The sequence below is a fragment of the Streptomyces sp. NPDC054887 genome, from assembly GCF_053610585.1.
Window position 1 is genome coordinate 20,469 of record NZ_JBSGYQ010000045.1, and the last position, 22,173, is coordinate 42,641.

Sequence of the window (22,173 nt, forward strand, 5' to 3'; positions counted from 1 at the left end):
AAGCACAGAACACCGATTACCGAGCACGAGCACGAGCACCAAGCACCAAGCACCAAGCACAAAGCACCAAGCACCGAACACAGAGCACCGAACACGGAGCACGAAGTCCGCAGACGCAGTGCGCGGCGCGGAGCCGTCTCCGTCCCCTCCCGAGCGAAACGCCCGAAAGGTACCACCATGCGCAAGTTCAAGCTTCAGGTTCAGATGACCGTCGACGGCTACATGGCTGGCCCGAACGGTGAGATGGACTGGATGACGTTCCCTTGGACGGACGACATCAACGCCTACATCGGTGCGCTGACCGACCCGGTCGACTGCATCGTGCTGGGACGCAAGCTCGCGGAGGGTTTCATTCCGGCCTGGGCGGCCGGCCCGGAGGGGGAGGACCAGGCGTCCATCGACAAGATGAACAACACGCACAAGGTCGTCATCTCCAACACCCTCACGGAGTCGCCGTGGGAGAACGCCGTCGTGGCGGGTGGTGACCTGGCCGAGACGGTGAACAAGCTGAAGGCGCAGCCGGGAGGCGACATCATCGCGTACGGAGGCGGCACGCTCGTTTCGAACTTGATCGCCGAGGAGCTGCTGGACGAACTGCACCTGTTCGTCAACCCGACCGCCATAGGGGCCGGCATGCCCGTGTTCGCGAACCGGGATGGCTACCAGAAGCTCCGCCTGGTCACGGCGCGACCGTTCGACTGCGGCATCACGGCCCTCCACTTCGAACCGAAGCGTGCCTGAGCGGCGGTGTGGGGTGGGTGAGGTGCGGCGGGGGTGGGGTGACGGGCCGGGGGCTTTGTTGGGCCTGGGGCGGTGATTGCTTCTGGTGTGGGGGCCGCCTTTCTGGAGGGTGGCGTCGGAGGCCCGCCCCTCAAGGGCGCTCCTGCGTCGCGTCGCCTGCGGCGATTCCGCTCCGCTCCACCCTTGACCGCCGAACCTCCGACGCAGTGCTTGAGGGGGGCGGCCCCCGGGGGGAGCCCACGGGTCAGGCTCGGTGAGTGGTTGTTCGTGCGTCGCCGGATGGCGGGTGTGTGGGTGGGGCGCGACGGCTTTCGGGGTGGTGCGGCCCCTGCTTCGGCGGGTGCGGCGACGGTTGTTGGTGCGGAGTTAGAGGCGGCAGGCGACATGTCGCAGGCGACGTGCGACCTGTGACCTGTGACCTGCGATGTGCGGCATGGGCATCTCGCGCGCACGCTGACCACTTACGTGCCACGGACCGGGTGCTTGGTGGCGGACGGTGGGTTGGGAGGATCGGGCACCGACCCTTGGCAGCAGCAGGCCGAGCGGGGTGGTGACGGCGGTGGCGGCCTGGAGGACGCCGTGCGCGTTGCCCTGCTCGTATGGGTGGCCGGCCATGGGGAGCACGTGAACCCGTGGATCTATACCTAGGCCGGTTGGAGGGGCCTGCGGATATTGAGATGCGGGGTGGTTTTGGCGGCCGTAGGGTCGACGCCCGTGGAACCACTCACCGAGAAACAGATCCGCTCTTCCTTCGTGAACTGCACCAAGGGCGAGGCGGCACGGCTGCGCCTGCCGCTCGGCTTCGCCGAATTGCCATGGGGCGAACTGGACTTCATCGGCTGGGTGGACCCGGGAGCACCTTTGCGGGCGCATATCGTGCTGCCACGAGCGGAAGGCCCGGTGGGGGTCTCGCTGCGCGTACCGTCGGTGAGTCGCACCAGTGCGGTGAAGTCCAGCCTGTGCCAGGTATGCCTGACGGGTCATGCGTCTTCGGGTGTCACCTTGCTGGTCGCCCCCTTGGCGGGCACCAAGGGCCGCGAGGGCAACACTGTCGGTATCTACATCTGCGCAGACCTCGCCTGCTCCCTGTACGTGCGCGGCAAGCGGCAGCCGAAACTGCGTTCCGGGCGGTACGAGGAGACTCTGACGCTGTACGAGCGTCTCGCCCGTATGACAGCCAACCTCGACGCCTTCGTGGCCAAGGTCACGGGCAACTGAACCGCTGCCATGGGCGAACAGCAGGCACCTGACGCGCACGAACCGTGCGCACGAGGACCGGCGGCGAGCGAAACGCCGGTGACGAGCGACTGGTAGAGGGACGTATGACTCCCCCGCCTGTCGACTTCGTCCCGCCGGCCTGGCGGCGGGGAGCCGGCCCACGGACCCTGTGCGACCAACACGCGCCCCACCGTCGAGGCTGCAGCGTTCCCCCAACGGCCTGCGCTGGAGATCAATGGCTGCGTGGCGCGGGTAGCCGCGCACCTAATCGCTGGCGCTAGCCCGGCCGTATGGTCGGCTGACGCCCCGCACGAGACCGGTGGTGCGGGACGTAATCAACAAATGACGCGCCCACCAGTCGACCTAATAGGGTGAATGGGTGCGAAACAGTCATCCACCTCCGCGTTCTGTGCAGTTCGTCCCAGCGTCCTCACCAGCGTGAGCGTGGATCGCCGATATCGATCTGCGGCCAGTGAGTCACCTGGGCGCCCTTGCCCACCCACCTCAGCCATGTGCTTGTAGCCCCGTCGGCCGCCGGTCGGGGCAGAACCGAACTGCCCGTCTCACCCCGTTCCCTCCGTCGCGCCCCACCCACTCAGCAACAAGTCCGCAGGTCGTCCTGACCACGGCAAGCACCCACCGGTGTGAGTCTTCGTGCGGGTCCTGACGTGCGTGTCGCACGACATCCGTTGTCGCACCCGCTGAGGCGGGGCCCCACCACCCCTGGACCGACTGCGCCCCACCCGCTGTGCCACGGGTCCGCAGGTCGCCCCGATCGGCTCGTCGTCCACTGGCGTGGGTGTGCGTGTGGGTTTCAATGTCGGTGTCGCACCAGTGGCCGTCGTCGCACCCGCTGAGACAGGGGCCGAGCCGCCCCAGAACCGACCGCGCACCCCACCACACACCCGCAAGCCACCGAACCAACGCCCGCCCCTGTCCCCGCTGCCGTGCAGGGCGTTTTCTTGGCGTCGTCCCCCTATAAGCGTTTGCGGTGGGCCGGGGTGGTGGGTCAAGGGTGGGCCGTAGGTCCATCGCGCAGCGACGCGACGTAGGAGCGCCCTTGACGCGCCGCCCCGGCCCACCGACACTCAAGCGCCCGGGGACGGCCCCACACCCCCCAGAAGCAACGGGTGGTTCGCCGCGTGCGTTCGCCGCCGCTTCGTCATCCCCGACTCTCCAATGCCAGTGCGCTACGGATCTCTTCGATCATCGTGTCCGGGCGGCGGTAGACATCCATGGCTGTGAATCGAAGCGATCGGCGGATGGGTTGGCACAAGCTGAGTTCGTTGAAGCGACGTACGTCTCGCTCATGGGCGTCTCGGTCGCCGTGGTACGCGTAGCCCTCAATCTCCACCGCCACACCCTCAGCCCGGAACAGGAAGTCGACAGTCCGCCGTCGGCCTCCCGGCGGCCGCACCTGCGCCTGTGGCTCGGGGTGCAAGTTCGCGTCGTGTATGTGCAGACGAGCGACAGTTTCGGCGGGCGAACCGCTCCGCCGGTCCGCGAGCGCGAGCGCGGCGCGCGCTCGCCGTACGCCACGCTGAGGTCCGGCCTCCAGAGCAGCCGCTACCGCTCCGAGGTGCGTGAACGCAGGTCGTTTCGCCGTCGGGTCGCCCGTCGGCGGGCGAATCGACACCGCCGACTCGACGGTGATCAGAGCCTCGTCCCGAGGGCTCGACCGCAACAGGTCCGCCAGCGTGCGACTGACGGTCGTGACGCGGATGCCCGCGACGTACGCCGTGGCCTCTTCGGGCAACCACTCCCGGTGCACGCGCGCCTGCGGCAGCACCACCCCCGACGCCTTCGCGGCGTGGACCGTGAAGTCCAGCCCGCGCTCCAACCCTCGTGCCGCTCCTAACCCTCCTACTGACTGCAATGCTCGGCCCGCCTCCACCCGTCGGGCCGACGCCACCCCTCGATCCGACTCCACCTCTCCTTCCTGCGCCGACTTTCCGTCCTGCGCCGACCTCTCTCCCTGCACAGGCCATCGATCCTGCGCCGGCATCCCGTTACTCGCTGTCCACGGAAGTTCGAAGTCGTGCAGCCAAGCCGCCGTCCATCGGCTTGCGACAAGTCGTGGGTGCGCCAGTTGGACCGCCCGTAACCACGTCGTGCGGTCGACCACCATGCCGGGCTCGGCCCAGCTTCCCCGACGGATCCGCGTCCAGCCTTCCTCTCTGAGTACGCGATGGAGACGGGACGGTGACCAGCCGTTCTCTGCGGCTTGGCGGGTCAGCAGCACGCCACCCTGGCGCCGCGCCAGCACGGTCAGCGGCAACGGTGCTATCAAACTCCTCGCCGATGCCGATGCCGATGCCGTCGCCGACGTATCCCCCGTGGTGCGCGTCATGTGTCGAGCGTCCCAGTCGACTTCCACGTACGCGACCCCTGTGGATAAGTGTGGATGAGCGGACGCGGAGTGCATTTGGGCCCGTGGGCCCAGGCGCCCTCCACCGCACCTTGTTAGCGTGCGGGGGACCAGTGACGAGGCAACCAGCAGCAAGGAGCAAGGAGCAAGGAGCCGGTAGTCGGCGCTAGGCCGTAGGCGGCCCATGGCGGCGGACAAACGCTCAGCCGTCAGCCGCCCATGCGCTGATAGCCGTCAGTCGTCGTACGCAGGGAGCAGTGAGGCGTGAAGGCACGTTCGACACGGTCCACCCAGTCAGCACGTTCAGCCCTTTCGCCCAACCCAACGCCGTCAGCTCCTGCGGCTCGTCGACCCGCATCTGCCGTCAGTGTTGCCACAGCCCCAGCTCCAGCCAGAGCAGCCGCAGTCGCAGCAGTTCTCCTCCTGACGGCGGCCTGCGGTGGCGGTCCCGTCGCTACTGATGACAAGGACAGTCGGGCGAAGCCAGCAGAAGCCGCCTCTGCCTCCCCCTCTGTCACCGCTCCAGCCGCCACCGACAAACCGGTCACCAGCACCGGCGTCACCTTGAGCGCACGTGAGCTGAAGAAGGTTGCCCTTGCGAACGGCGACGTACCGGACTTCGCCGTTACGCCGATGGAGGGCGCCGGCCAGACCGGCACCGAGCGCGCCGCGCAGCCCGAGTGCCAGGCGCTCGCCGCCGTCATCAACGGTGCGCCCGAGCCCACACCCTCCGCCGTCGTCCACCGCACGCTGACTGACGAGTCGGAGGAGGGCCGGGACGACCAGACGGTCGTTACCGAGATCCTCACCTCGTATCCCGGAGGGAGCGCGGTGCAGGTTCTCCGAGGCGTCAGCAAGGCCGTACGGGCCTGTGCCGACGGCTTCAAGACCACCGGCGGCGAAGGACCCTCCACCTATACGGAGGTGAAGCCGCTACCCGCACCCAGAGCCGGGCAGGAGGCCCTGGCCTACCAAGTGACCGGAGCATTCGAAGGCGCCGACGTGCCGCTCGTCTTCCAGCTCGTACGCACCGGATCGACGGTCGTCATCTTCTACGCCGCTAACTTCATCGACGCGAAGCCCCCGGAGATCCCCACCCGCCTCGCCACCGCCCAGGCGTCCAAACTTCCCTGATGCCTCGACCGCACCAGGGACCTTGACCGCGCCCAGGAGCCTCGACCGCGCCCCGTAACCCCGACCACGCCCAGAAACCCCGACCGCACCAGAGTCCTCGGCCGACCCGGCACCTCACCTCGCCGACCACCGCCCGCGCCGCCTCGGTATTTGAGCCCGCGTTGGGTCCGTGGGCCCATGCCCGTCAACACGGTGTTCCGTACGGTCACGGCATGGCACTCCACTTCGGTCGACCCCGCAGGCGACGTCGCCAACCGCGAACCGAGGCACGCCTGTTGGGGCTGCGCAAGGCGCAGTCGGGGCAGACCACGTTGGAGTACGCGGCACTTGTGCTGGTCGTCGCCGCCATCATCGGGGCCCTCGTCGCCACCGGTTTCGGGCAGACCATCTCCGAGCAGGTCGGCGCGGCGGTCTGCCGGATCACCGGCAGCGGTGACTGCGGGAGTGGTGGAGGTGGCGACCCGCAGGCACGCGAAGACGGTGGGAAGCAGGGCGACGGCGACACCAACGGCACCGGAAGCACCAACGGCACCGGAAACACCAACGAAGCCGGCGACGGAACGAAGTCTCCCGAGCAGATCGCGTACGAGAAAGCCCTCAAAGAGCTACAGGACGCCAAGAACGCCGAGCAGAGCGACAGCGAGAAGGCCCAGCAAGCGGCGAAGGAGCTCGGCAAGATCCTCGCCGAGGAACTCGGCATCACCGATGCCGTCGACTGCGTCACGACCGGAAACGCCGGGTCCTGCACCGAAACCCTGATCAACGTCCTGACCAGCCTCATCGGCGGAGCTGTCGGCAAGCTGGCCGCGAAGTACGGCGCGCCGTGGAAGTGGAAGAAAGCCGCCGAGCTCGTACGGAAGCTGAAGAAGCACGGCGACGATCTGTACGACGGCCTCACCGGCATGGTGAAGAACCGCAAGCGCGTCGAGGACGCCCAGGACAAACTCGCCGACGCGCAGCGCAGACTCGACGAGAAGAAACCGGGCCAAAGGAAACCCGACCAGCCCGACAAACGGCCCATCACCTGCGCCGGCGCCCACAGTTTCCTGCCCGGCACCCTCGTACTGCTCGCCGACGGATCGGGTCGGGACCGCATCCCGATCGAGGACGTACGCGTCGGTGATCTCGTCACCGTGACCGATCCTGTCCGCGGCGTGACGACCGGCCGCCGGGTCACGCACACCATCACGACGTACGACGACAAGCACTTCACCCGCCTGACCGTCCGTACGCCGGCCGGACACCGCGCCGTCACCGCGACCGACACGCATCCCTTCTGGGTGACCGGCGACGGCGCTCCCCGCTGGGCCGACGCCGGCGACATCAGGCCGGGCGCGAGCCTCCGCGCCTCCGACGGCAGCGCGCTCCCGGTCACGGCGGTCTCGCACCACACCCGGCGGCAGACCACCCACGACCTCACCGTCGCCGGCATCCACACGTATTACGTCGGCGTCGGCGGGCAGAACGTCCTCGTCCACAACAACGACTGCGTGGACAAGGAACTCCTCGACGAGATGAAGGAGACGGGCGTCAAGTTCGACCCGGAGAAGGTCATCAGGGCCGAGCGGGACGCCGACGGCAAGATCGTGTTCCTGGAGGAGGGCAACTCGCGGGCCGGCCTCAAGCACATCCTCGAAGAGCACGCCGATGATTTCGAACGGAGCGGAATCGCCCGGGAGGACATTCCCGACCTCGTGATGCAGGCTGCGACCAAGGGCAAGAAGGTGGGTACGCAGGGCAAGGGGGACGGGCGGCCGATCTACGAGGTCGAGTTCAAGGGACAGAAGCGAAGGGTGGCGGTGACGGTGGGGAACAACGGGTTCGTCGTCGGCGCCAACCCGAAGAGCGTGAGCTAGCGGGAACGGGAACGGGAACGGGAACGAGAAGCGGGACGGGTGACGGTATGAGGGCAGAAGCACGAGCAGGGGACGTACGAGCGGAAACCGGCACGGGCCGGGGACCGGGGACCGGACCGGGTGCCGTACGTCGGGTGCGGTTGGCGGCGGACTACGACTGCCACCCGGTGTGGGTCCGCGGCAGCGACGGCATCAGCGACAACGTCGCCCCCGGCGAGTTGCCGGTCGATGCGGGCCTCGCGGCGGAGCTGGAGCGCTGGGGGGATGCGTACGACGCCACGCTGGACCGCGACGACCCCGTGGCGTCCGGATTTCCGACGCCGCAGGACGAGGCGGCGTTCGCCGAACGCGGCGCGACGCTCGCGCGCGAGCTGGCCCGGCAATTGGGTGCGGCCTGGCAGGTCACGTACTACGACCCGAGGCTGTCCGAGGACGTGCCGTACGGCCCGGAGTCGGGCGGGGGAGCGCCCCGGTAACGCTGGAGTAGCGGACTCCGGGAGCCGGTGGCGGCGCGGAGTGGGGCGGGCGTGACAGGCAGCCAGCCTGGGCCGACGGAGAGACCACCCCCGCCGGCTGCACAGCACCCGGCATCAGCAGGCCCGCCCACCGTCACCCGGCGTCTGCGGAGTCGCCGACCGTCACCCGGCATCAGCGGAATCGCCCACCGTCAGCCGACATCCCCGCCCCGCCCACCGTCCCCGCTCGCGCCCTCGTCGTCGCCCCGCGCCCCCGCACCGCGAACCGTAAGCAGCACTCCCCGCCGTACCCCCCACCGTTCCAGCGCCCCCGCCTCCGCTTCCAGTACGTGGCGGGCGCGTGGGCGGGGCAGGCCGAGGCGGCCGGGGGGCATCATGCGGACCGCGAGTACCCGCAAGTCGCGGTCCAGGTAGGCCACATCGAGCGCGAAGCGCATGCCGAAGGTGTGCACGCTGCTCGCGGGGGTCAGCAGCAGCGCGCCCGGGATGCCGTCCCTGCCCAGCAGCCCCCGCGTGCGGGCCCGTCGGGACGCCGCGATCTCGATCGGTACGGACACCGGCACCTGGCCGGCCCGGCCGTCCGCCGTCCCCGCCGCAACCGTCACCGTCAACGTCCCGGCACCGTCCACCCATTGCCCCATGCGCATGCGTCGACGGTAGCTCCGCGGCCTGCGGCCGGCGGCCCAAGCCCCACGGCTCACGGCCGACCCCCACCCCCCACCCCTCTAGGCCCCCAGACCCATGCCCCAACCCCCCGCCGCCCCCTAGGCTCCCCCTCGTGTACGTCATGCTGATCGCGGCCGCTGCCCTCTGGGGTGCCGCCACCGGAGTGTTCGTGCCCCGTGCCGCCTACCGGCTGGCCGTCGAGCCGGAGGAGGGGTGGCGGTCGGCGTGCCCGGCCGGGCATCCGTTCGCGGGGCCCGGGCGGGGCTGGCTCGGTACGGCGCGCTGCGCGCGGTGCGCGGCGGTGGTGGAGGTGGGCGCGCCGGTGCGTACTCCGGACGGCGTACCGCCGCAGGGGTCCGCTCCCGCGCCGTACACGGGCACCGTGCGCCCCGTCGTCGTCAGTGCCGTCGCGTGCGCGCTGCTCGCCGCTGCCACCGGGGCCCGGCCGGAGCTGGGGGTGTGGCTGCTGCTGGCGCCGTTCGGTGTGCTCCTGGCGGTGGTGGACCGGCGGGTGCACCGGCTGCCCGACGTCCTGACCCTGCCGCTCGCCGGGGCGACCGCCGCCCTGCTCGGGCCGGCCGCGCTGCTGCCTGGGAACGGCGGGTCGTGGACGGGCGCGCTGCTCGGGGGCGTGGCCCTCGGCGGCGGCTACTTCCTCCTGTTCCTGGTCAACCCCAACGGCATGGGCTTCGGCGACGTCAAACTGGCCCTCGCCCTCGGGACCGCCCTGGGCTGGTACGGATGGCCGGTGTTCTTCGCGGGGGCGTTCGCCGGGTTCCTGTTCGGCTCGGTGTACGGCGTCGGTCTTGTGCTGCTGCGGCGCGCGGGACGCAGGACCGCGATCCCGTTCGGCCCCTTCATGATCACGGGGGCGCTCGCGGGGCTGCTGCTGGGCGGAGTGGGCGCTTCGGCCGTCTGACCGCGCGCGCCGACCGGGCAATCGTGAGAAGTTGCCATGAGACGTGTGTAACGCACGCAATGTAGGCAATGCTCGCAATGAACGCACGTACGTACGGACGGGCGGTCGGCACGGTAAGCCGCCTGCCCGCGATCCACAGCCGCAGCCGCAGCCAGGAGCGCCCGAATGACGCAGCCGACCCGCCCCACCCCGGAACTGCTCGCCGAACTGCGCAAGCCCCGCCCGTATCCGGCCGTGTCGGTCACACTGCCCACGCACCGGCACTGGCCGGAGAGCCAGCAGGACCACATCCGCCTGCGCAACCTGCTCACCGAGGCCGAGAAGCGCCTCGCGGACGACCCCGAGGTGTCGAAGGCGCAGGCGACGGCGGTGGCGCAGCAACTGTCCGCCGCGGCCGACAGGCTCGACCCGGAGTACTTCGGCGACGGCCTGGTCGTCTACGCGTCGCCCGAGGAGCACCGGAGCTTCCTGGTCGGGGGGTCCGTGCCCGAGCGCATCGTGATCAACACGACGTACCTCACCCGCAACCTGGTCGCGCTGGCGGCGAGGGAGCGCCAGTACCTGGTGGTCGTCCTCAGTACGGGGGAGGTGCGTCTGTGGCGCGGGCAGGGTGAGCAGGTGAGCGAGGACGAGGTGTCCGGCTTCCCGGTGATCTCCTCCGGCGCGGAGCGCGACAAGGCGCCCAGCCGCGACGGAGGCCAGTGGACCGCGCAGGACTTCCGCAACATGCTGATGGAGGCCGACCGCAAGCTCACCGCGGTGCTCCAGGCGAGCCCGCTGCCGGTCGTCCTGGTGGGACTGAGCAAGCACATCTCGATGTACCGCGAGGTCACCCACCACGGGCAGGCGATCGCCGCCGAGCTCGAAGTGGGCGGACTGACGAACACGACGACGGCGGAGATGTCCGCCCAACTGGCACCGGCCCGCCGGGCCCTCGCCGAGGCCGACACGGCGCGGGCGATGCGCGGACTCGACGAGGCGCGCAGCGGCAAGCGGTACTCGGCGGGCGTGCAGGACGTGTGGCAGGCGGCGGGTGAGGGGCGCGTGGCGCTGCTCGTCGTCGAGGAGGGCCTGCGGGTGAGCGCCCGGCCGGAGACGGTGGAGGGCGCGCAACGGGCGACTCTCACTCTGCCCGATCCGGGCGAGGAGGACATGCCGGGCGCGGAGGAGGACATCATCGACTCCGTGGTGGAGACCGTGCTGTCGGCGGACGGCGAGGTCGTGTTCGTACCGGACGAGTCCCTGGCGGAGGCCCACGGGATCGCGGCGGCCCTTCGGTACTGAGCCGCCGGGGCGGTGGCGGGCGGGCGGGCGTTCCCGGCCGCCCCCTGCTCCCGGCCGCCGGCTGCTCCCGACGTCCACTCCTTTCGACGTCCGCTGCTTTCGACGTCCACTCCTGCCGACATCTGCTGCTATCGACGTCCGCTTCTTCCACCGCCCGCCGCCCCGTACAGTCGATGACCTTCGTCGGACGGCGCGAAAGCCGTTACGAACCAGGGGAGTCGGCGTGGGCAGGGAGTCGGCGACGGGCAAGGAGGCGGCAGTGGGCGAGGAGCCGGCGGTGGGCAAGGACACCGGGCCGTACGTCTGCGGGCTCGACGCCGCCATGGACGTGGTCGGCGGCAAGTGGAAGGCCCTGATCCTGTGGGCGCTGCACGACGCCGGCACGCTCCGCTTCGGGCAGCTCAAGCGCCAGGTGCCCGGTGTCAGCGAGAAGATGCTGATCCAGCATCTGCGCGAGCTGGAGGGGGACGGCATCGTGCACCGCGAGGTGTACCGGGAGGTCCCGCCGCGCGTCGAGTACTCGCTCACCGAGATGGGTGAGGACCTCAACACGGCCCTCGGGCCGCTCGGCGCGTGGGCCACCCGGCACATGGACCGGATCCTCGCCGCCAAGCGGCGCGACGTCGTCGCGTGAGCCGTCGGGCGAGCCTCCGTTCGAGCCGTCGCGTCAGCCTTCGCGTAAGCGGAGCGTCAAGTCCGCTCCCTCCCCCGGTTCGCTCTTCGGGGGGACGGGGGAGGGTCAGCAGAAGCGTATTTTCCCTAGTGCCGACTGGGCTGTAGGCCCGCCTGCGGCACCGCTGGAAAAAATCATGGACGACTTTCGGAGCGGCGGGGGCGCGAGCACCCTTTACGAAGGGTTATGGTGGAAACCCCCCCTCGGGCCGGTCCGTATCCCCCCCACGGACCGGCCCGTTTTTTGTCCCGTCACACCCGTGGCGCCGGTGCCTTCACGCCTCCCGGCTCACACGCGCACCGTCAGCCCCGCCCGGCCCAGATGTTCGTGCCGGCGGTGTCGACCGCGAAGGTGTCGATCTCCTTCAGTTCCTCGTCGGACAGTGCGGGCCCGCCCAGCGCCGCGACGTTCTCCTCCAGCTGCCCCACGCTCGACGCGCCGATCAGCGCCGACGTCATGCGCGGGTCGCGCAGCACCCAGGACAGCGCCAGCTGCGCGAGGGACTGGCCGCGCCGGCGCGCGATGTCGTTCAGTCCGTTGAGGCGGCGTACGACCTCCTGCGACAGCAGACCCGGGTCGAGCGACTTGCCCTGGGTGGCGCGCGAGCCCTCCGGGATGCCGTTCAGGTACTTGCCCGTGAGCAGGCCCTGGGCGAGCGGCACGAAGGCGATGCAGCCCATGCCGGCCTCCTCCAGGGTGTCCAGCAGGCCGTCGTCCTCCGTCCAGCGGTTGATCATCGAGTACGACGGCTGGTGGATCAGCGCCGGCACGCCCATCTCGCGCAGCAGCCCGGCCGCCTCGGCCGTCTGCTCGGCGTTGTACGACGAGACGCCGGCGTACAGCGCCTTGCCCTGGCGCACCGCGGTGGCCAGCGCGCCCATCGTCTCCTCGAGCGGGGTCTCGGGGTCGAAGCGGTGGGAGTAGAAGATGTCGACGTATTCCAGGCCCATCCGGGTCAGCGAGGCGTCCAGCGAGGACAGCAGGTACTTGCGCGAGCCCCACTCGCCGTACGGGCCGGGGTGCATGAGGTAGCCGGCCTTCGTGGAGATGATCAGCTCGTCCCGGTACGGGGCGAAGTCCTGCGCGAAGATCTTCCCGAAGTTCAGCTCGGCGGAGCCGGCCGGCGGGCCGTAGTTGTTCGCCAGGTCGAAGTGCGTCACGCCGAGGTCGAACGCGCGGCGCAGGATGGCGCGCTGGGTGTCCAGCGGGCGGTCGTCGCCGAAGTTGTGCCAGAGGCCGAGCGAGACGGCGGGCAGCTTGAGCCCGCTGCGGCCGGTGCGCCGGTACTCCATGGAGTCGTAGCGGTCACCGGCGGCGAGGTACAAAGGGGAATCAGTCACATTCCTCTCCTATCACGGACTTGTGACAGGCCGGGTTGGGCCGCCGAGACGCCCGCGCAGTAGTGTGGCCGCTTCGGGACCCGCATGCGTCCGGCTGGGAAAGCCGCGCGTGCCGGATCGGTCCCAGGGACGTACCGAACCCGCACGATGCCATGAGGTGAGACCCAGTGAACCTGCGCGACCTGGTGTACAGGCTCTACGCACGCCGGGTGGAAGGCCGCCTCGATCACGACCAGGTGCCCAAGCACATCGGTGTGATCCTCGACGGCAACCGGCGCTGGGCCAAGGCCTCCGGCGGCACCACCGAGCAGGGCCACAAGGCGGGCGCGAGCAAGATCCAGGAGCTCCTCGGCTGGTGCGCCGAGACGGACGTCGAGGTCGTCACGCTCTGGATGCTCTCGACGGAGAACCTGGACCGCGCGGAGGCGGAGCTGACGCCGCTGCTCGGCATCATCGAGGGTGCGGTGCGCGATCTGGCCGCCGACGGCCGCTGGCGGGTGCACCACGTCGGGACGCTGGACGTGCTGCCCGCCCGTACCCAGTCCGTGCTGAAGGAGGCCGAGCAGGCCACGGTCGGCAACGAGGGGATACTCGTCAACGTCGCCGTGGGCTACGGCGGCCGCCAGGAGATCGCCGACGCCGTCCGCTCGCTCCTGCTGGAGCACGCGCGGAAGGGCACCTCCCTGGAGGAGGTCGCCGAACTCGTCGACGTCGAGCGCATCTCGGAGCACCTCTACACGCGCGGCCAGCCGGACCCGGACCTGGTGATCCGTACGAGTGGCGAGCAGCGGCTCTCGGGCTTCATGCTCTGGCAGAGCGCCCACTCGGAGTACTACTTCTGCGAAGTCTTCTGGCCCGCCTTCCGCAAGGTCGACTTCCTGCGCGCACTGCGCGACTACGCCGCCCGCCACCGGCGTTACGGGTCCTGACGCGGGGCCCCGCCCCCGCCCCGCGAGCCCCCACCACCCGCCCCGGGAAAGTTCCCGGTTCACGACGTGTCATATGCCATGGCATGGTCGCGCGCGTTCGAGGGAATACCCCTTCCAGGTCGACGTCCGGTCCACGGGCGCCGTATCTCAGTGAGCGGCAAGTCCGCTCGCCCGGGAGGCCCGTTGCACCAGGACGACCACGCGCTGCGTGTGGACGAAGCGGAGGGCCGGAGTTCGGCCCGCGCAGCGTGGCCGAGCCCGGTTCCACCGCTCGCGACGCCGTCGCACCCGACCTCAGCCGAGGGGGTACGTCCTTCCGTGGTGACCAGCACAAAGCGCCGCATGCCCGACAGGCGCACTTACGTTCTCGACACCAGCGTCCTGCTGGCCGACCCGAACGCCATGACCCGGTTCGACGAGCACGAGGTCGTGCTCCCGATCGTCGTGGTCACGGAGTTGGAGGCCAAGAGGCACCATCCGGAACTCGGCTACTTCGCCCGGCAGGCCCTGCGCCTGCTCGACGACTGCCGCGTGCGGTACGGACGCCTCGACGCCCCGATTCCCATGGGCGACCTGGGCGGAACGGTACGTGTCGAGCTCAACCACTCCGATCCCGGCGTGCTCCCGGCCGGCTATCGATTGGGGGACAACGACTCCAGGATCCTGGCGGTGGCACGCAACCTCCAGGCCGAGGGGTTCGACGTGACAGTCGTGTCGAAGGACCTGCCGCTGAGGATCAAGGCGTCCTCGGTCGGCCTGCTCGCGGAGGAGTACCGCGCCGAGCTCGCCATCACCGACTCCGGCTGGACCGGGATGGCGGAACTGTCCCTCTCGGCCGAACAGGTGGACCTGCTCTACACCGAGGAGACGGTGTACGAACCGGCCGCCGCCGACCTTCCCGTGCACACGGGCCTGGTCATCCAGTCCGACCGCGGCAAGGCGCTGGGCCGGGTCACCGCCGAGGGGATGATCAGACTCGTCCGGGGCGACCGGGAGGCGTTCGGCATCCACGGGCGCAGCGCCGAGCAGCGGATAGCGCTGGACCTGCTGCTCGACCCGGACGTCGGGATCGTCTCGATGGGCGGCCGGGCGGGCACCGGTAAGTCGGCGCTGGCACTGTGCGCGGGCCTGGAGGCCGTGCTGGAGCGCCGCCAGCACAAGAAGGTGATGGTCTTCCGGCCGCTGTACGCGGTCGGCGGCCAGGAGCTGGGCTACCTGCCGGGTTCCGAGTCGGAGAAGATGAGCCCCTGGGCGCAGGCGGTCTTCGACACGCTGTCGGCCGTGGCGGGCCGCGAGGTGATCGAGGAAGTGCTGGGGCGCGGCATGCTCGAAGTGCTGCCGCTCACCCACATCAGGGGCCGCTCGCTGCACGACGCGTTCGTGATCGTGGACGAGGCCCAGTCACTGGAACGGAACGTCCTGCTGACCGTTCTGTCCCGGATCGGGGCGAATTCACGTGTGGTGCTGACCCACGATGTCGCCCAGCGCGACAACCTGCGGGTCGGCCGGTACGACGGAGTGGTCGCCGTCGTCGAGAAGTTGAAGGGCCATCCGCTCTTCGCCCATGTCACCCTCACCCGCTCCGAGCGGTCGCAGATCGCGGCGCTGGTGACCGAAATGCTGGAGGACGTGCACCTTTGATCCTGTAAGAGGGAAAAGGCAGTTGGCGCCGTCCGGCAGAACGCAGGATCCTAGCCGGGCGGCGTCCTGCTGCGCTCAAGTTTCCGTAAAACTCCTGGCCCGAACGGCGTGTGAGCTTTCCCACGCAACGAAGAATTGCCTATGGGCGTCGCCTTCCGGCAGAGTCTTGCTTCCGTCAGGCCCCGCATACGGCACACCCGCATCTTCAGTGATGCAGCACCACACAACTCAACAGTCGTCGCCGTATGCCGCCCGAGTCACTACGCGGCGCTCCCGCAAAGGAGTTGCCCACCGGGTCCGCGCCTCCTTCGACCCAGCGTCGTGGAGGCCAGTGCCAGGGGCACGATTGCGTCCGCGAGGTCACCCGAGCGGGCACTGCTGGAAGGAAACCGTGTGAGCCGGATTTCGGTCCGGGGATTCGCCGTGGCTTCGGCTACCGCGGTCACCACTGTCGGCGCCGTTGTGGGCGTCGCCTCGGGCGACACTCAGCCCTCGAACGACAACTTCGAGGCGACCGCAGCCGACACGACGCTCCTCGCAGACATCCCTGCCGGCCAGCAGGCCCAGGTGCAGACCGCGTCCCTGACGCAGCAGGCCGACGCACAGGCCTACGCCGCCGACGCGAGCGCCAAGAAGTCCGCGGAGGAATCGGCCCGTCTCCAGGCCGCCAAGGACGCCAAGTCGAAGAAGGAAGCCGCCGAGGCGAAGGCAGAAGCGGAGGCCGAGGCGAAGGCCAAGGCCGAAGCCGAGGCCGAGGCCAAGGAGCGCGAGGAGAAGCAGGCCGCGGCCAGCCGCTCCGAGACGCGTGACGCCTCCAGCTTCGCCGCCAAGGGTTCGTACACCGTCGCCGAGGTCCAGGCCATGGCGCGGCAGATGGTTCCCGGCGACCAGTTCCAGTGCTTCAGCAACATCGTGAACCACGAGTCCACGTGGAACTACCAGGCGCAGAACCCGTCGTCCGGCGCCTACGGCCTCGTACAGGCGCTGCCCGGCTCCAAGATGTCGTCCGCCGGCGCCGACTGGCAGACCAACCCGGCCACGCAGATCAAGTGGGGCCTCAACTACATGGACGAGCGCTACGGCAGCCCCTGCGGCGCGTGGTCGTTCTGGCAGGCCAACCACTGGTACTAGATCCCAGCGGTCGCTCAACTTCGCGGAGCCCCTCACCGTCCTTCGGTGAGGGGCTCCGCGCGTGTACCGTCGGGGACGGGTGTGTCTCCCCGGGGGGAGCGACAGGTGACGGGGAGAAGAGAGAACGACATGGCAACACAGCCGCAGCCGGGATGGCTCAGTCGTACGGGCGCGAAACTCACCCGGATGGGCGAGCTGCTGAACGAGCGCCGCGCCGCGGCCGAGGCCGAGGACGCCGACGGGCCCGGCCCGCGGGGCGCGGCGTACGGACCGGGCGCGGCCGACGGCGGCCTCGACCACGTTCCCGCGCCGCCCTCGTACGCCCCCGCCGTCGCCGCGAGACCCGAGCCCGTCGACGCCGTCCCGTGGGGGATGCGCGTCGCGGCCGAGGCCGGCTGGCGGCTCCTCGTGCTGGCCGGCACGCTCTGGGTGCTGATGAAGGTCATCAGCGCCGTACAGCTGGTGGTCCTGGCCTTCGTCGCGGCGCTGCTCGTCACCGCGATGCTCCAGCCCACCGTCGCCCGTCTGCGGCGGGTCGGGCTGCCGCGCGGGCTCGCCACCGCCGTGACCGCGATCCTCGGCTTCGTCATCATGGGCCTGGTCGGCTGGTTCGTGGTCTGGCAGGTCATGGAGAACATCGACAACCTCTCCGAGCGCATCAAGGACGGCATCGAGGAGACCAAGCGCTGGCTCCTCAACAGCCCGTTCCATGTCACCGAGGACCAGATCAACGACATCGCGAAGAACCTGAGCGACGCGGTGGGCACCAACACCGAGGAGATCACCTCGGCGGGCCTCCAGGGCGTCACGGTGATGGTGGAGGTCCTCACGGGGATACTGCTCGCGATGTTCTCGACGCTCTTCCTGCTGTACGACGGGAAGCGCATCTGGCAGTGGACGCTGCGGCTGGTGCCCGCTCAGGCCCGGCCCGGCGTCGCGGGCGCGGGCCCGCGCGCCTGGCGCACGCTCACGGCGTACGTGCGGGGGACGGTGATAGTCGCGCTCATCGACGCGATATTCATCGGCCTGGGAATCTGGTTCCTCGACGTGCCGATGGCCGTGCCGCTCGCCGTCTTCATCTTCCTGTTCGCGTTCATCCCGCTGGTCGGCGCGGTCATGTCGGGCGCGCTCGCGGTGGTGGTGGCGCTGGTGACCGAGGGCGTGTTCACGGCGCTGATGGTGCTCGTCGTCGTACTCGCCGTGCAGCAGATCGAGGGCCATGTGCTCCAGCCGTTCATCCTCGGCCGCGCGGTACGGGTGCACCCGCTGGCCGTCGTCCTCGCGGTGGCGGCCGGCGGCCTGGTCGCCGGAATCGGCGGCGCGGTGGTGGCGGTGCCGCTGGTGGCGGTGACCAACACGGTGGTCGGCTACCTGCGGGCGTACAGCATGGAGACGGCGCTGCGCGCGGCCGAGGAGCCCGGCCCGGTGCCGCAGCCCGCGCCGGTGCGGGGCGAGACCGCCGCGGTGCAGGAGTGATCTCCGAGCCGGAGATGGTCGGGGACCACGCGCCCTGGCCGGCGTCCGAGACCGCGACGAGCGAGGACCGGCCCCGTGCGCCGCGGGGCCGCAGGCCGTGGCTGTGGGCCGTGGGCGGCGCGCTGACGGCCTCGGCGGTGTGGGCGGGCGGGCTGTACGCGTTCGGGCCGGCCGCCGGTGTCGACACGCGGGGCTACCGGGTGGCCGAGGGCCTGTGCGCGAAGGTGAAGCTGAGCGCCCTGTCGGCGGAGTTCGGGAAGCGGCTGTCCGACCAGGACGAGATCCTCGACGAGCACGGCGCCCTGGACAAGATCGCGTGCGGTTACCACTTCGACTCGCGGGGGAAGCGGGCCGAGGGGCTCTCGGTGCAGTACAGCGTCGACGTCGTGCTGGAGACGCACAAGAAGACCGACCCGGAGCCCGAGTTCGAGGCGCTGGTCAACCAGCCGGGCTGGTTCGACGGGCTGCCGTCCCGGCCGCAGGAGGTCCCCGCGCTCGGTGAGAAGGCGTTCCTGACCGGGACCGGCGACGACGAGGAACCGCTTCTGCGGGTGCTGGACGGGGGAGCGGTGTTCTCCCTGGAGGTCGGCGCCTCGGTCGGCTACGACGAGGACTACCTCGAGAACCAGCCGGCCGACGCGGGGGATCCCACGCCCGACCTGTCGGCGGTGCAGCCGCTCATGGTGGAGGACATGCGGGACCTCATGGCCGTGTTCAAGGGCGAGTCCTGACGCACGCGAAAGGGCCCCGCGGACGTGATGTCCGCGGGGCCCTTCGTCTGCGTACCGCTGACTACTCGGCCATGAGGGCTTCGGAGTCGATCGTCACGCCGACGGCCTGGATGACCGCGGCGATCTTGACCGCTTCCTGGATGGTCTCGCGCTCGACGCCGGCCTTGCGCAGCACCTGCTCGTGCGAGTCGAGGCACTGGCCGCAGCCGTTGATCGCGGAGACCGCGAGCGACCACAGCTCGAAGTCGACCTTCTCGACGCCCGGGTTGCCGATGACGTTCATCCGCAGACCGGCGCGCAGCGTCCCGTACTCCGGGTCGGAGAGCAGGTGGCGCGTGCGGTAGAAGACGTTGTTCATCGCCATGATCGCGGCGGCGGACTTGGCGGCGGTGTACGCCTCGGGCTTGAGGTTGGCCTTCGCCTCCGGCTCCAGCTCGCGCAGCACCTTCGGCGAGCGCGAGGCGATCGCGCAGGCGAGGACGGTGCCCCACAGCTGCTGCTGCGGGAGGTCGCTGTTGCCGATGACCGAGCCGAGGTTCAGGCGCAGGTCCTTGGCGTAGTCCGGTACGGCGGACTTCAGTTCGTCGAGTGCCATGTCAGTCACTCACCCGACAGCAGGGCGACGGGGTCGAGGGTGTTCTCGCCCTTGGTCCAGTTGCACGGGCACAGCTCGTCGGTCTGGAGCGCGTCGAGGACCCGGAGGACCTCCTTGGGGTTACGGCCCACGGAACCGGCGGTCACCATCGTGAACTGGATCTCGTTGTTCGGGTCGACGATGAAGACGGCGCGCTGGGCGAAGCCGTCCTCGCCCTCGATGCCGAGGTCACGCATGAGCTCGTGCTTCGAGTCGGCCAGCATCGGGAACGGCAGGTCGGTCAGGTCCGGGTGGTCCTTGCGCCAGGCGTGGTGCACGAACTCGGAGTCACCGGAGAAGCCGAGGATCTGCGCGTCACGGTCGGCGAACTCGTCGTTCAGCTTGCCGAAGGCGGCGATTTCGGTGGGGCAGACGAAGGTGAAGTCCTTGGGCCACGCGAAGACGACGCGCCACTTGCCCTCGTAGGACTTGTGGTTGATCTGCTCGAACTCCTTGCCGGACTCCAGGGAGACACAGGCGGTGAGGTCGTACGTGGGGAACTGGTCACCAACAGTGAGCACGCGCGCTCCTTGCAGAGAGGGAAATCCCCTTTGGGGAGATTCCGCGGGGTTGGACGGAGCCCCACAGTGACACAGGAAGCATTGATCGCAGAAATAGCTAGACTGGCTTGATCCGATCGGAGGTGGTTATCAGTGACCGGTAGTAATGGGAACGGCGTCGTCGCCGTGGGCGGTGCCAGGGCCAAGCAGCCCAGCCTGTCGCAGCTGCGCGCGTTCGCGGCCGTCGCGGAGTATCTGCACTTCAGGGACGCGGCCGCCGCGATCGGCATGAGCCAGCCGGCCCTGTCGGGGGCGGTCTCGGCGCTGGAGGACGCGCTGGGCGTGCAGCTCGTCGAGCGTACGACGCGCAAGGTGCTGCTGTCTCCGGCGGGGGAGCGGCTCGCGGTGCGGGCGCGGGCCGTGCTGGACGCCGTGGGCGAGCTGCTGGAGGAGGCCGAGGCGGTACGGGCGCCCTTCACGGGGGTGCTCAGGCTCGGGGTGATCCCGACGGTGGCGCCGTACCTGCTGCCGACCGTGCTCACGCTCGTGCACGAGCGGTATCCGGATCTTGACCTCCAGGTCCACGAGGAGCAGACGTCGTCGCTGCTGGAGGGCCTGGCGGCGGGACGGCTCGACCTGCTGCTGCTCGCGGTGCCGCTGGGGGTGCCGGGGGTGGCCGAACTGCCCCTGTTCGACGAGGACTTCGTGCTGGTGACGCCCCGGGACCACTGGCTCGGCGGGCGGGAGGACATTCCCCGCGAAGCGCTCAGGGAACTGCGCCTGCTGCTGCTCGACGAGGGGCACTGCCTGCGGGACCAGGCGCTCGACATCTGCCGGGAGGCCGGCCGCACCGAGGGCGCGCCCGTGACGACGACGGCGGCGGGTCTGTCGACGCTGGTGCAGCTCGTGGCGGGCGGGCTCGGCGTGACGCTGCTGCCGCGCACGGCGGTGAAGGTGGAGACGGAACGCAACGACCGGCTGGTGACGGGGTACTTCGCCGACCCGGCGCCGTCGCGGCGGGTGGCGCTGGCGATGCGGACCGGGGCGGCGCGGCAGAGCGAGTTCGAGGCGTTCGCGCAGGCGCTGAAGGAGGCGATGCGGCGACTGCCGGTGCGGGTGGTGGCGGGCACGGGGTGAGGGGCGCCGGGCCTGCGGCCCGGTGCACTCCCCGCGGGCCCGCCCTACGCCGGCGGGGGCTGCGGGCCGGGCTCGCTTCCGGCGTCCGGTGACTTCAGGGGGCGCCCCCGCCGGGGGATCGGGCCGGCGGTGCCGGGCAGGCGCCCGCTCTCCGAGAGCGCCCGGCGCAGCAGGAACTCGATCTGCGCGTTCGCGCTGCGCAGCTCGTCCGACGCCCACCGGGCCAGCGCGTCGTACACAGCCGGATCGAGCCGCAGCAGCACCTGCTTGCGCTGCTGCTGCGGCCGCTTCCGCTGCGGGGCCTCGTCCGTCACTGGTAGAGCGTGCCGGTGTTCAGGACGGGCTGGGCGGCCCGGTCGCCGCACAGCACCACCATGAGGTTGCTCACCATGGCCGCCCGGCGCTCGGAGTCCATTTCCACGATGTCGTGCTCGGTGATCCGGTTGAGCGCCATCTCGACCATGCCCACCGCGCCCTCGACGATCAGCTTGCGTGCCGCGACGACGGCCCCCGCCTGCTGGCGCTGGAGCATGGCCGAGGCGATCTCGGGCGCGTACGCCAGGTGCGTGAAGCGGGACTCGATGATGTGCACCCCGGCCGCCTCGACCCTGGCGTGCAGCTCGACCGCCAGCTTCTCGGTGATCTCCTCGGCGTTGCCGCGCAGGGACAGGCCGTCCTCGTCGTGGGCGTCGTACGGGTACTCGATCGCGATGTGGCGCACGGCGGCTTCCGTCTGGGTGGCGACGAACTCCAGGAAGTCGTCGACCTCGAACGTCGCCTGCGCGGTGTCCTCCACCTTCCAGACCACGACCGCCGCCAGCTCGATCGGGTTGCCGTAGGCGTCGTTGACCTTCAGGACGGCGGTCTCGTGGTTCCTGATCCTGGTCGAGATCTTCGAGCGCGTGGTCAGCGGATTCACCCAGCGCAGCCCGTCGGTGCGGATCGTGCCGCGGTAGCGCCCGAAGAGCTGGACGACCCGGGCCTCGCCCGGCGCCACCATGTTGAGGCCGCACATCGCGAAGAAGGCGGCGAAGGCGAGCAGGACGCCGGCGACGACGAGTGCGACCTTGAGGCCGGTCGACGCCATGGTGGCGCCGGCGGCCACCAGGCCCGCTCCTCCGAGCAGGCCCAGGAGCCCCAGCAGCAGCGCGAGGCCGCCGCCGATGCTGTGCGCCGCCCGCTCGCGCACCCGTGGGGCGGGCATCTCGGGCAGGTCGGCGGGTGTGGACGTGCTGGTCATGGACATGTGGATCCCCCGGTTCCGTACGGCGTGACGCCGGCTCGGCTGCTTAGCAAAGTGATATCACTTTTTCCGGGAC

General features: G+C 70.1%; 21 protein-coding genes. 14 read left to right on the forward strand and 7 right to left on the reverse strand.

Features of this window, described 5'->3' with window-relative positions:
* Positions 1-177: 177 nt before the first annotated feature.
* Together ACWGH0_RS23805 and ACWGH0_RS23810 are read left to right on the forward strand one after the other, a co-directional pair.
* Entirely contained in the window at positions 178-741 is a 564-nt protein-coding gene (locus ACWGH0_RS23805) for a dihydrofolate reductase family protein (RefSeq protein ID WP_453406235.1), read from the forward strand.
* A 714-nt stretch (positions 742-1,455) separates the two neighbouring features.
* On the forward strand, positions 1,456-1,959 hold the full coding sequence (locus ACWGH0_RS23810) for an FBP domain-containing protein (protein ID WP_453406236.1): 504 nt from the start codon (positions 1,456-1,458) through the stop codon (positions 1,957-1,959).
* Positions 1,960-3,121: 1,162 nt separating this feature from the next.
* On the opposite strand, the gene ACWGH0_RS23815 is transcribed toward ACWGH0_RS23810, so the two are convergent.
* Positions 3,122-3,799, reverse strand: a complete 678-nt coding sequence (locus tag ACWGH0_RS23815) for an endonuclease domain-containing protein (RefSeq protein WP_453406237.1) — start codon at positions 3,797-3,799, stop codon at positions 3,122-3,124.
* 1,092 nt (positions 3,800-4,891) lie between these two features.
* Here ACWGH0_RS23815 and ACWGH0_RS23820 point away from each other — a divergent pair.
* From ACWGH0_RS23820 to ACWGH0_RS23830, 3 genes are all read left to right on the forward strand, one after another.
* Positions 4,892-5,461, forward strand: a complete 570-nt coding sequence (locus ACWGH0_RS23820) for a hypothetical protein (protein WP_453406238.1) — start codon at positions 4,892-4,894, stop codon at positions 5,459-5,461.
* Between the two features lie 275 nt (positions 5,462-5,736).
* Positions 5,737-7,317: a polymorphic toxin-type HINT domain-containing protein gene (locus tag ACWGH0_RS23825; protein WP_453406239.1), complete on the forward strand. Its 1,581-nt coding sequence runs from the start codon at positions 5,737-5,739 to the stop codon at positions 7,315-7,317.
* Between the two features lie 134 nt (positions 7,318-7,451).
* Positions 7,452-7,793 carry a hypothetical protein gene (locus tag ACWGH0_RS23830; RefSeq protein ID WP_453406240.1) on the forward strand — a complete coding sequence of 114 codons (342 nt, stop codon included), beginning with the start codon at positions 7,452-7,454 and terminating at the stop codon, positions 7,791-7,793.
* 191 nt (positions 7,794-7,984) lie between these two features.
* On the opposite strand, the gene ACWGH0_RS23835 is transcribed toward ACWGH0_RS23830, so the two are convergent.
* Positions 7,985-8,440: a DUF192 domain-containing protein gene (locus ACWGH0_RS23835; protein WP_453406241.1), complete on the reverse strand. Its 456-nt coding sequence runs from the start codon at positions 8,438-8,440 to the stop codon at positions 7,985-7,987.
* 140 nt (positions 8,441-8,580) lie between these two features.
* Between ACWGH0_RS23835 and ACWGH0_RS23840 the strand changes: the two genes are divergently transcribed.
* The 3 genes from ACWGH0_RS23840 to ACWGH0_RS23850 all read left to right on the forward strand — a co-directional run bounded on the left by ACWGH0_RS23840 (position 8,581) and on the right by ACWGH0_RS23850 (position 11,296).
* Positions 8,581-9,378 carry a prepilin peptidase gene (locus ACWGH0_RS23840; protein ID WP_453406266.1) on the forward strand — a complete coding sequence of 266 codons (798 nt, stop codon included), beginning with the start codon at positions 8,581-8,583 and terminating at the stop codon, positions 9,376-9,378.
* Positions 9,379-9,543: 165 nt separating this feature from the next.
* The gene (locus ACWGH0_RS23845; RefSeq protein WP_453406242.1) at positions 9,544-10,662 is read left to right on the forward strand and encodes a baeRF3 domain-containing protein; all 1,119 of its coding nucleotides are present in this window, start codon (positions 9,544-9,546) and stop codon (positions 10,660-10,662) included.
* A gap of 322 nt (positions 10,663-10,984) precedes the next feature.
* Positions 10,985-11,296, forward strand: a complete 312-nt coding sequence (locus ACWGH0_RS23850) for a winged helix-turn-helix transcriptional regulator (protein WP_453406267.1) — start codon at positions 10,985-10,987, stop codon at positions 11,294-11,296.
* A 341-nt stretch (positions 11,297-11,637) separates the two neighbouring features.
* Here ACWGH0_RS23850 and mgrA read toward each other — a convergent pair whose 3' ends face one another.
* On the reverse strand, positions 11,638-12,675 hold the full coding sequence (mgrA, locus tag ACWGH0_RS23855; RefSeq protein WP_453406243.1) for an L-glyceraldehyde 3-phosphate reductase: 1,038 nt from the start codon (positions 12,673-12,675) through the stop codon (positions 11,638-11,640).
* A 167-nt stretch (positions 12,676-12,842) separates the two neighbouring features.
* On the opposite strand from mgrA, the gene ACWGH0_RS23860 reads away from it, so the two are divergent.
* The 5 genes from ACWGH0_RS23860 (at position 12,843) to ACWGH0_RS23880 (ending at position 18,583) form a co-directional block, all read left to right on the forward strand.
* Complete coding sequence (locus tag ACWGH0_RS23860; RefSeq protein ID WP_453406244.1) at positions 12,843-13,604, forward strand: isoprenyl transferase; 762 nt, start codon at positions 12,843-12,845, stop codon at positions 13,602-13,604.
* Between the two features lie 318 nt (positions 13,605-13,922).
* The gene (locus ACWGH0_RS23865; protein WP_453406245.1) at positions 13,923-15,245 is read left to right on the forward strand and encodes a PhoH family protein; all 1,323 of its coding nucleotides are present in this window, start codon (positions 13,923-13,925) and stop codon (positions 15,243-15,245) included.
* A gap of 393 nt (positions 15,246-15,638) precedes the next feature.
* Entirely contained in the window at positions 15,639-16,376 is a 738-nt protein-coding gene (locus ACWGH0_RS23870; protein ID WP_453406246.1) for an aggregation-promoting factor C-terminal-like domain-containing protein, read from the forward strand.
* A 129-nt stretch (positions 16,377-16,505) separates the two neighbouring features.
* Complete coding sequence (locus ACWGH0_RS23875) at positions 16,506-17,852, forward strand: AI-2E family transporter (RefSeq protein WP_453406247.1); 1,347 nt, start codon at positions 16,506-16,508, stop codon at positions 17,850-17,852.
* Positions 17,849-18,583 (forward strand): hypothetical protein, encoded by a 735-nt coding sequence (locus tag ACWGH0_RS23880; protein WP_453406248.1) that lies wholly within the window; start codon positions 17,849-17,851, stop codon positions 18,581-18,583. The genes ACWGH0_RS23875 and ACWGH0_RS23880 overlap by 4 nt, the downstream gene beginning before the upstream one ends.
* 61 nt (positions 18,584-18,644) lie before the next feature.
* Here the strand turns inward: ACWGH0_RS23880 and ACWGH0_RS23885 are convergent, their stop codons facing one another.
* Together ACWGH0_RS23885 and ACWGH0_RS23890 are read right to left on the reverse strand one after the other, a co-directional pair.
* Entirely contained in the window at positions 18,645-19,178 is a 534-nt protein-coding gene (locus ACWGH0_RS23885; RefSeq protein ID WP_453406249.1) for an alkyl hydroperoxide reductase, read from the reverse strand.
* A gap of 5 nt (positions 19,179-19,183) precedes the next feature.
* Positions 19,184-19,738, reverse strand: a complete 555-nt coding sequence (locus ACWGH0_RS23890; protein WP_453406250.1) for a peroxiredoxin — start codon at positions 19,736-19,738, stop codon at positions 19,184-19,186.
* Between the two features lie 132 nt (positions 19,739-19,870).
* On the opposite strand from ACWGH0_RS23890, the gene ACWGH0_RS23895 reads away from it, so the two are divergent.
* On the forward strand, positions 19,871-20,854 hold the full coding sequence (locus ACWGH0_RS23895) for a hydrogen peroxide-inducible genes activator (RefSeq protein WP_453406251.1): 984 nt from the start codon (positions 19,871-19,873) through the stop codon (positions 20,852-20,854).
* Between the two features lie 44 nt (positions 20,855-20,898).
* Here ACWGH0_RS23895 and ACWGH0_RS23900 read toward each other — a convergent pair whose 3' ends face one another.
* Together ACWGH0_RS23900 and ACWGH0_RS23905 are read right to left on the reverse strand one after the other, a co-directional pair.
* Positions 20,899-21,168 (reverse strand): hypothetical protein, encoded by a 270-nt coding sequence (locus tag ACWGH0_RS23900; protein ID WP_453406252.1) that lies wholly within the window; start codon positions 21,166-21,168, stop codon positions 20,899-20,901.
* Positions 21,165-22,094: an SPFH domain-containing protein gene (locus ACWGH0_RS23905; RefSeq protein WP_453406253.1), complete on the reverse strand. Its 930-nt coding sequence runs from the start codon at positions 22,092-22,094 to the stop codon at positions 21,165-21,167. Before ACWGH0_RS23905 ends, ACWGH0_RS23900 begins: the two co-directional genes overlap by 4 nt.
* Positions 22,095-22,173 lie beyond the last annotated feature (79 nt).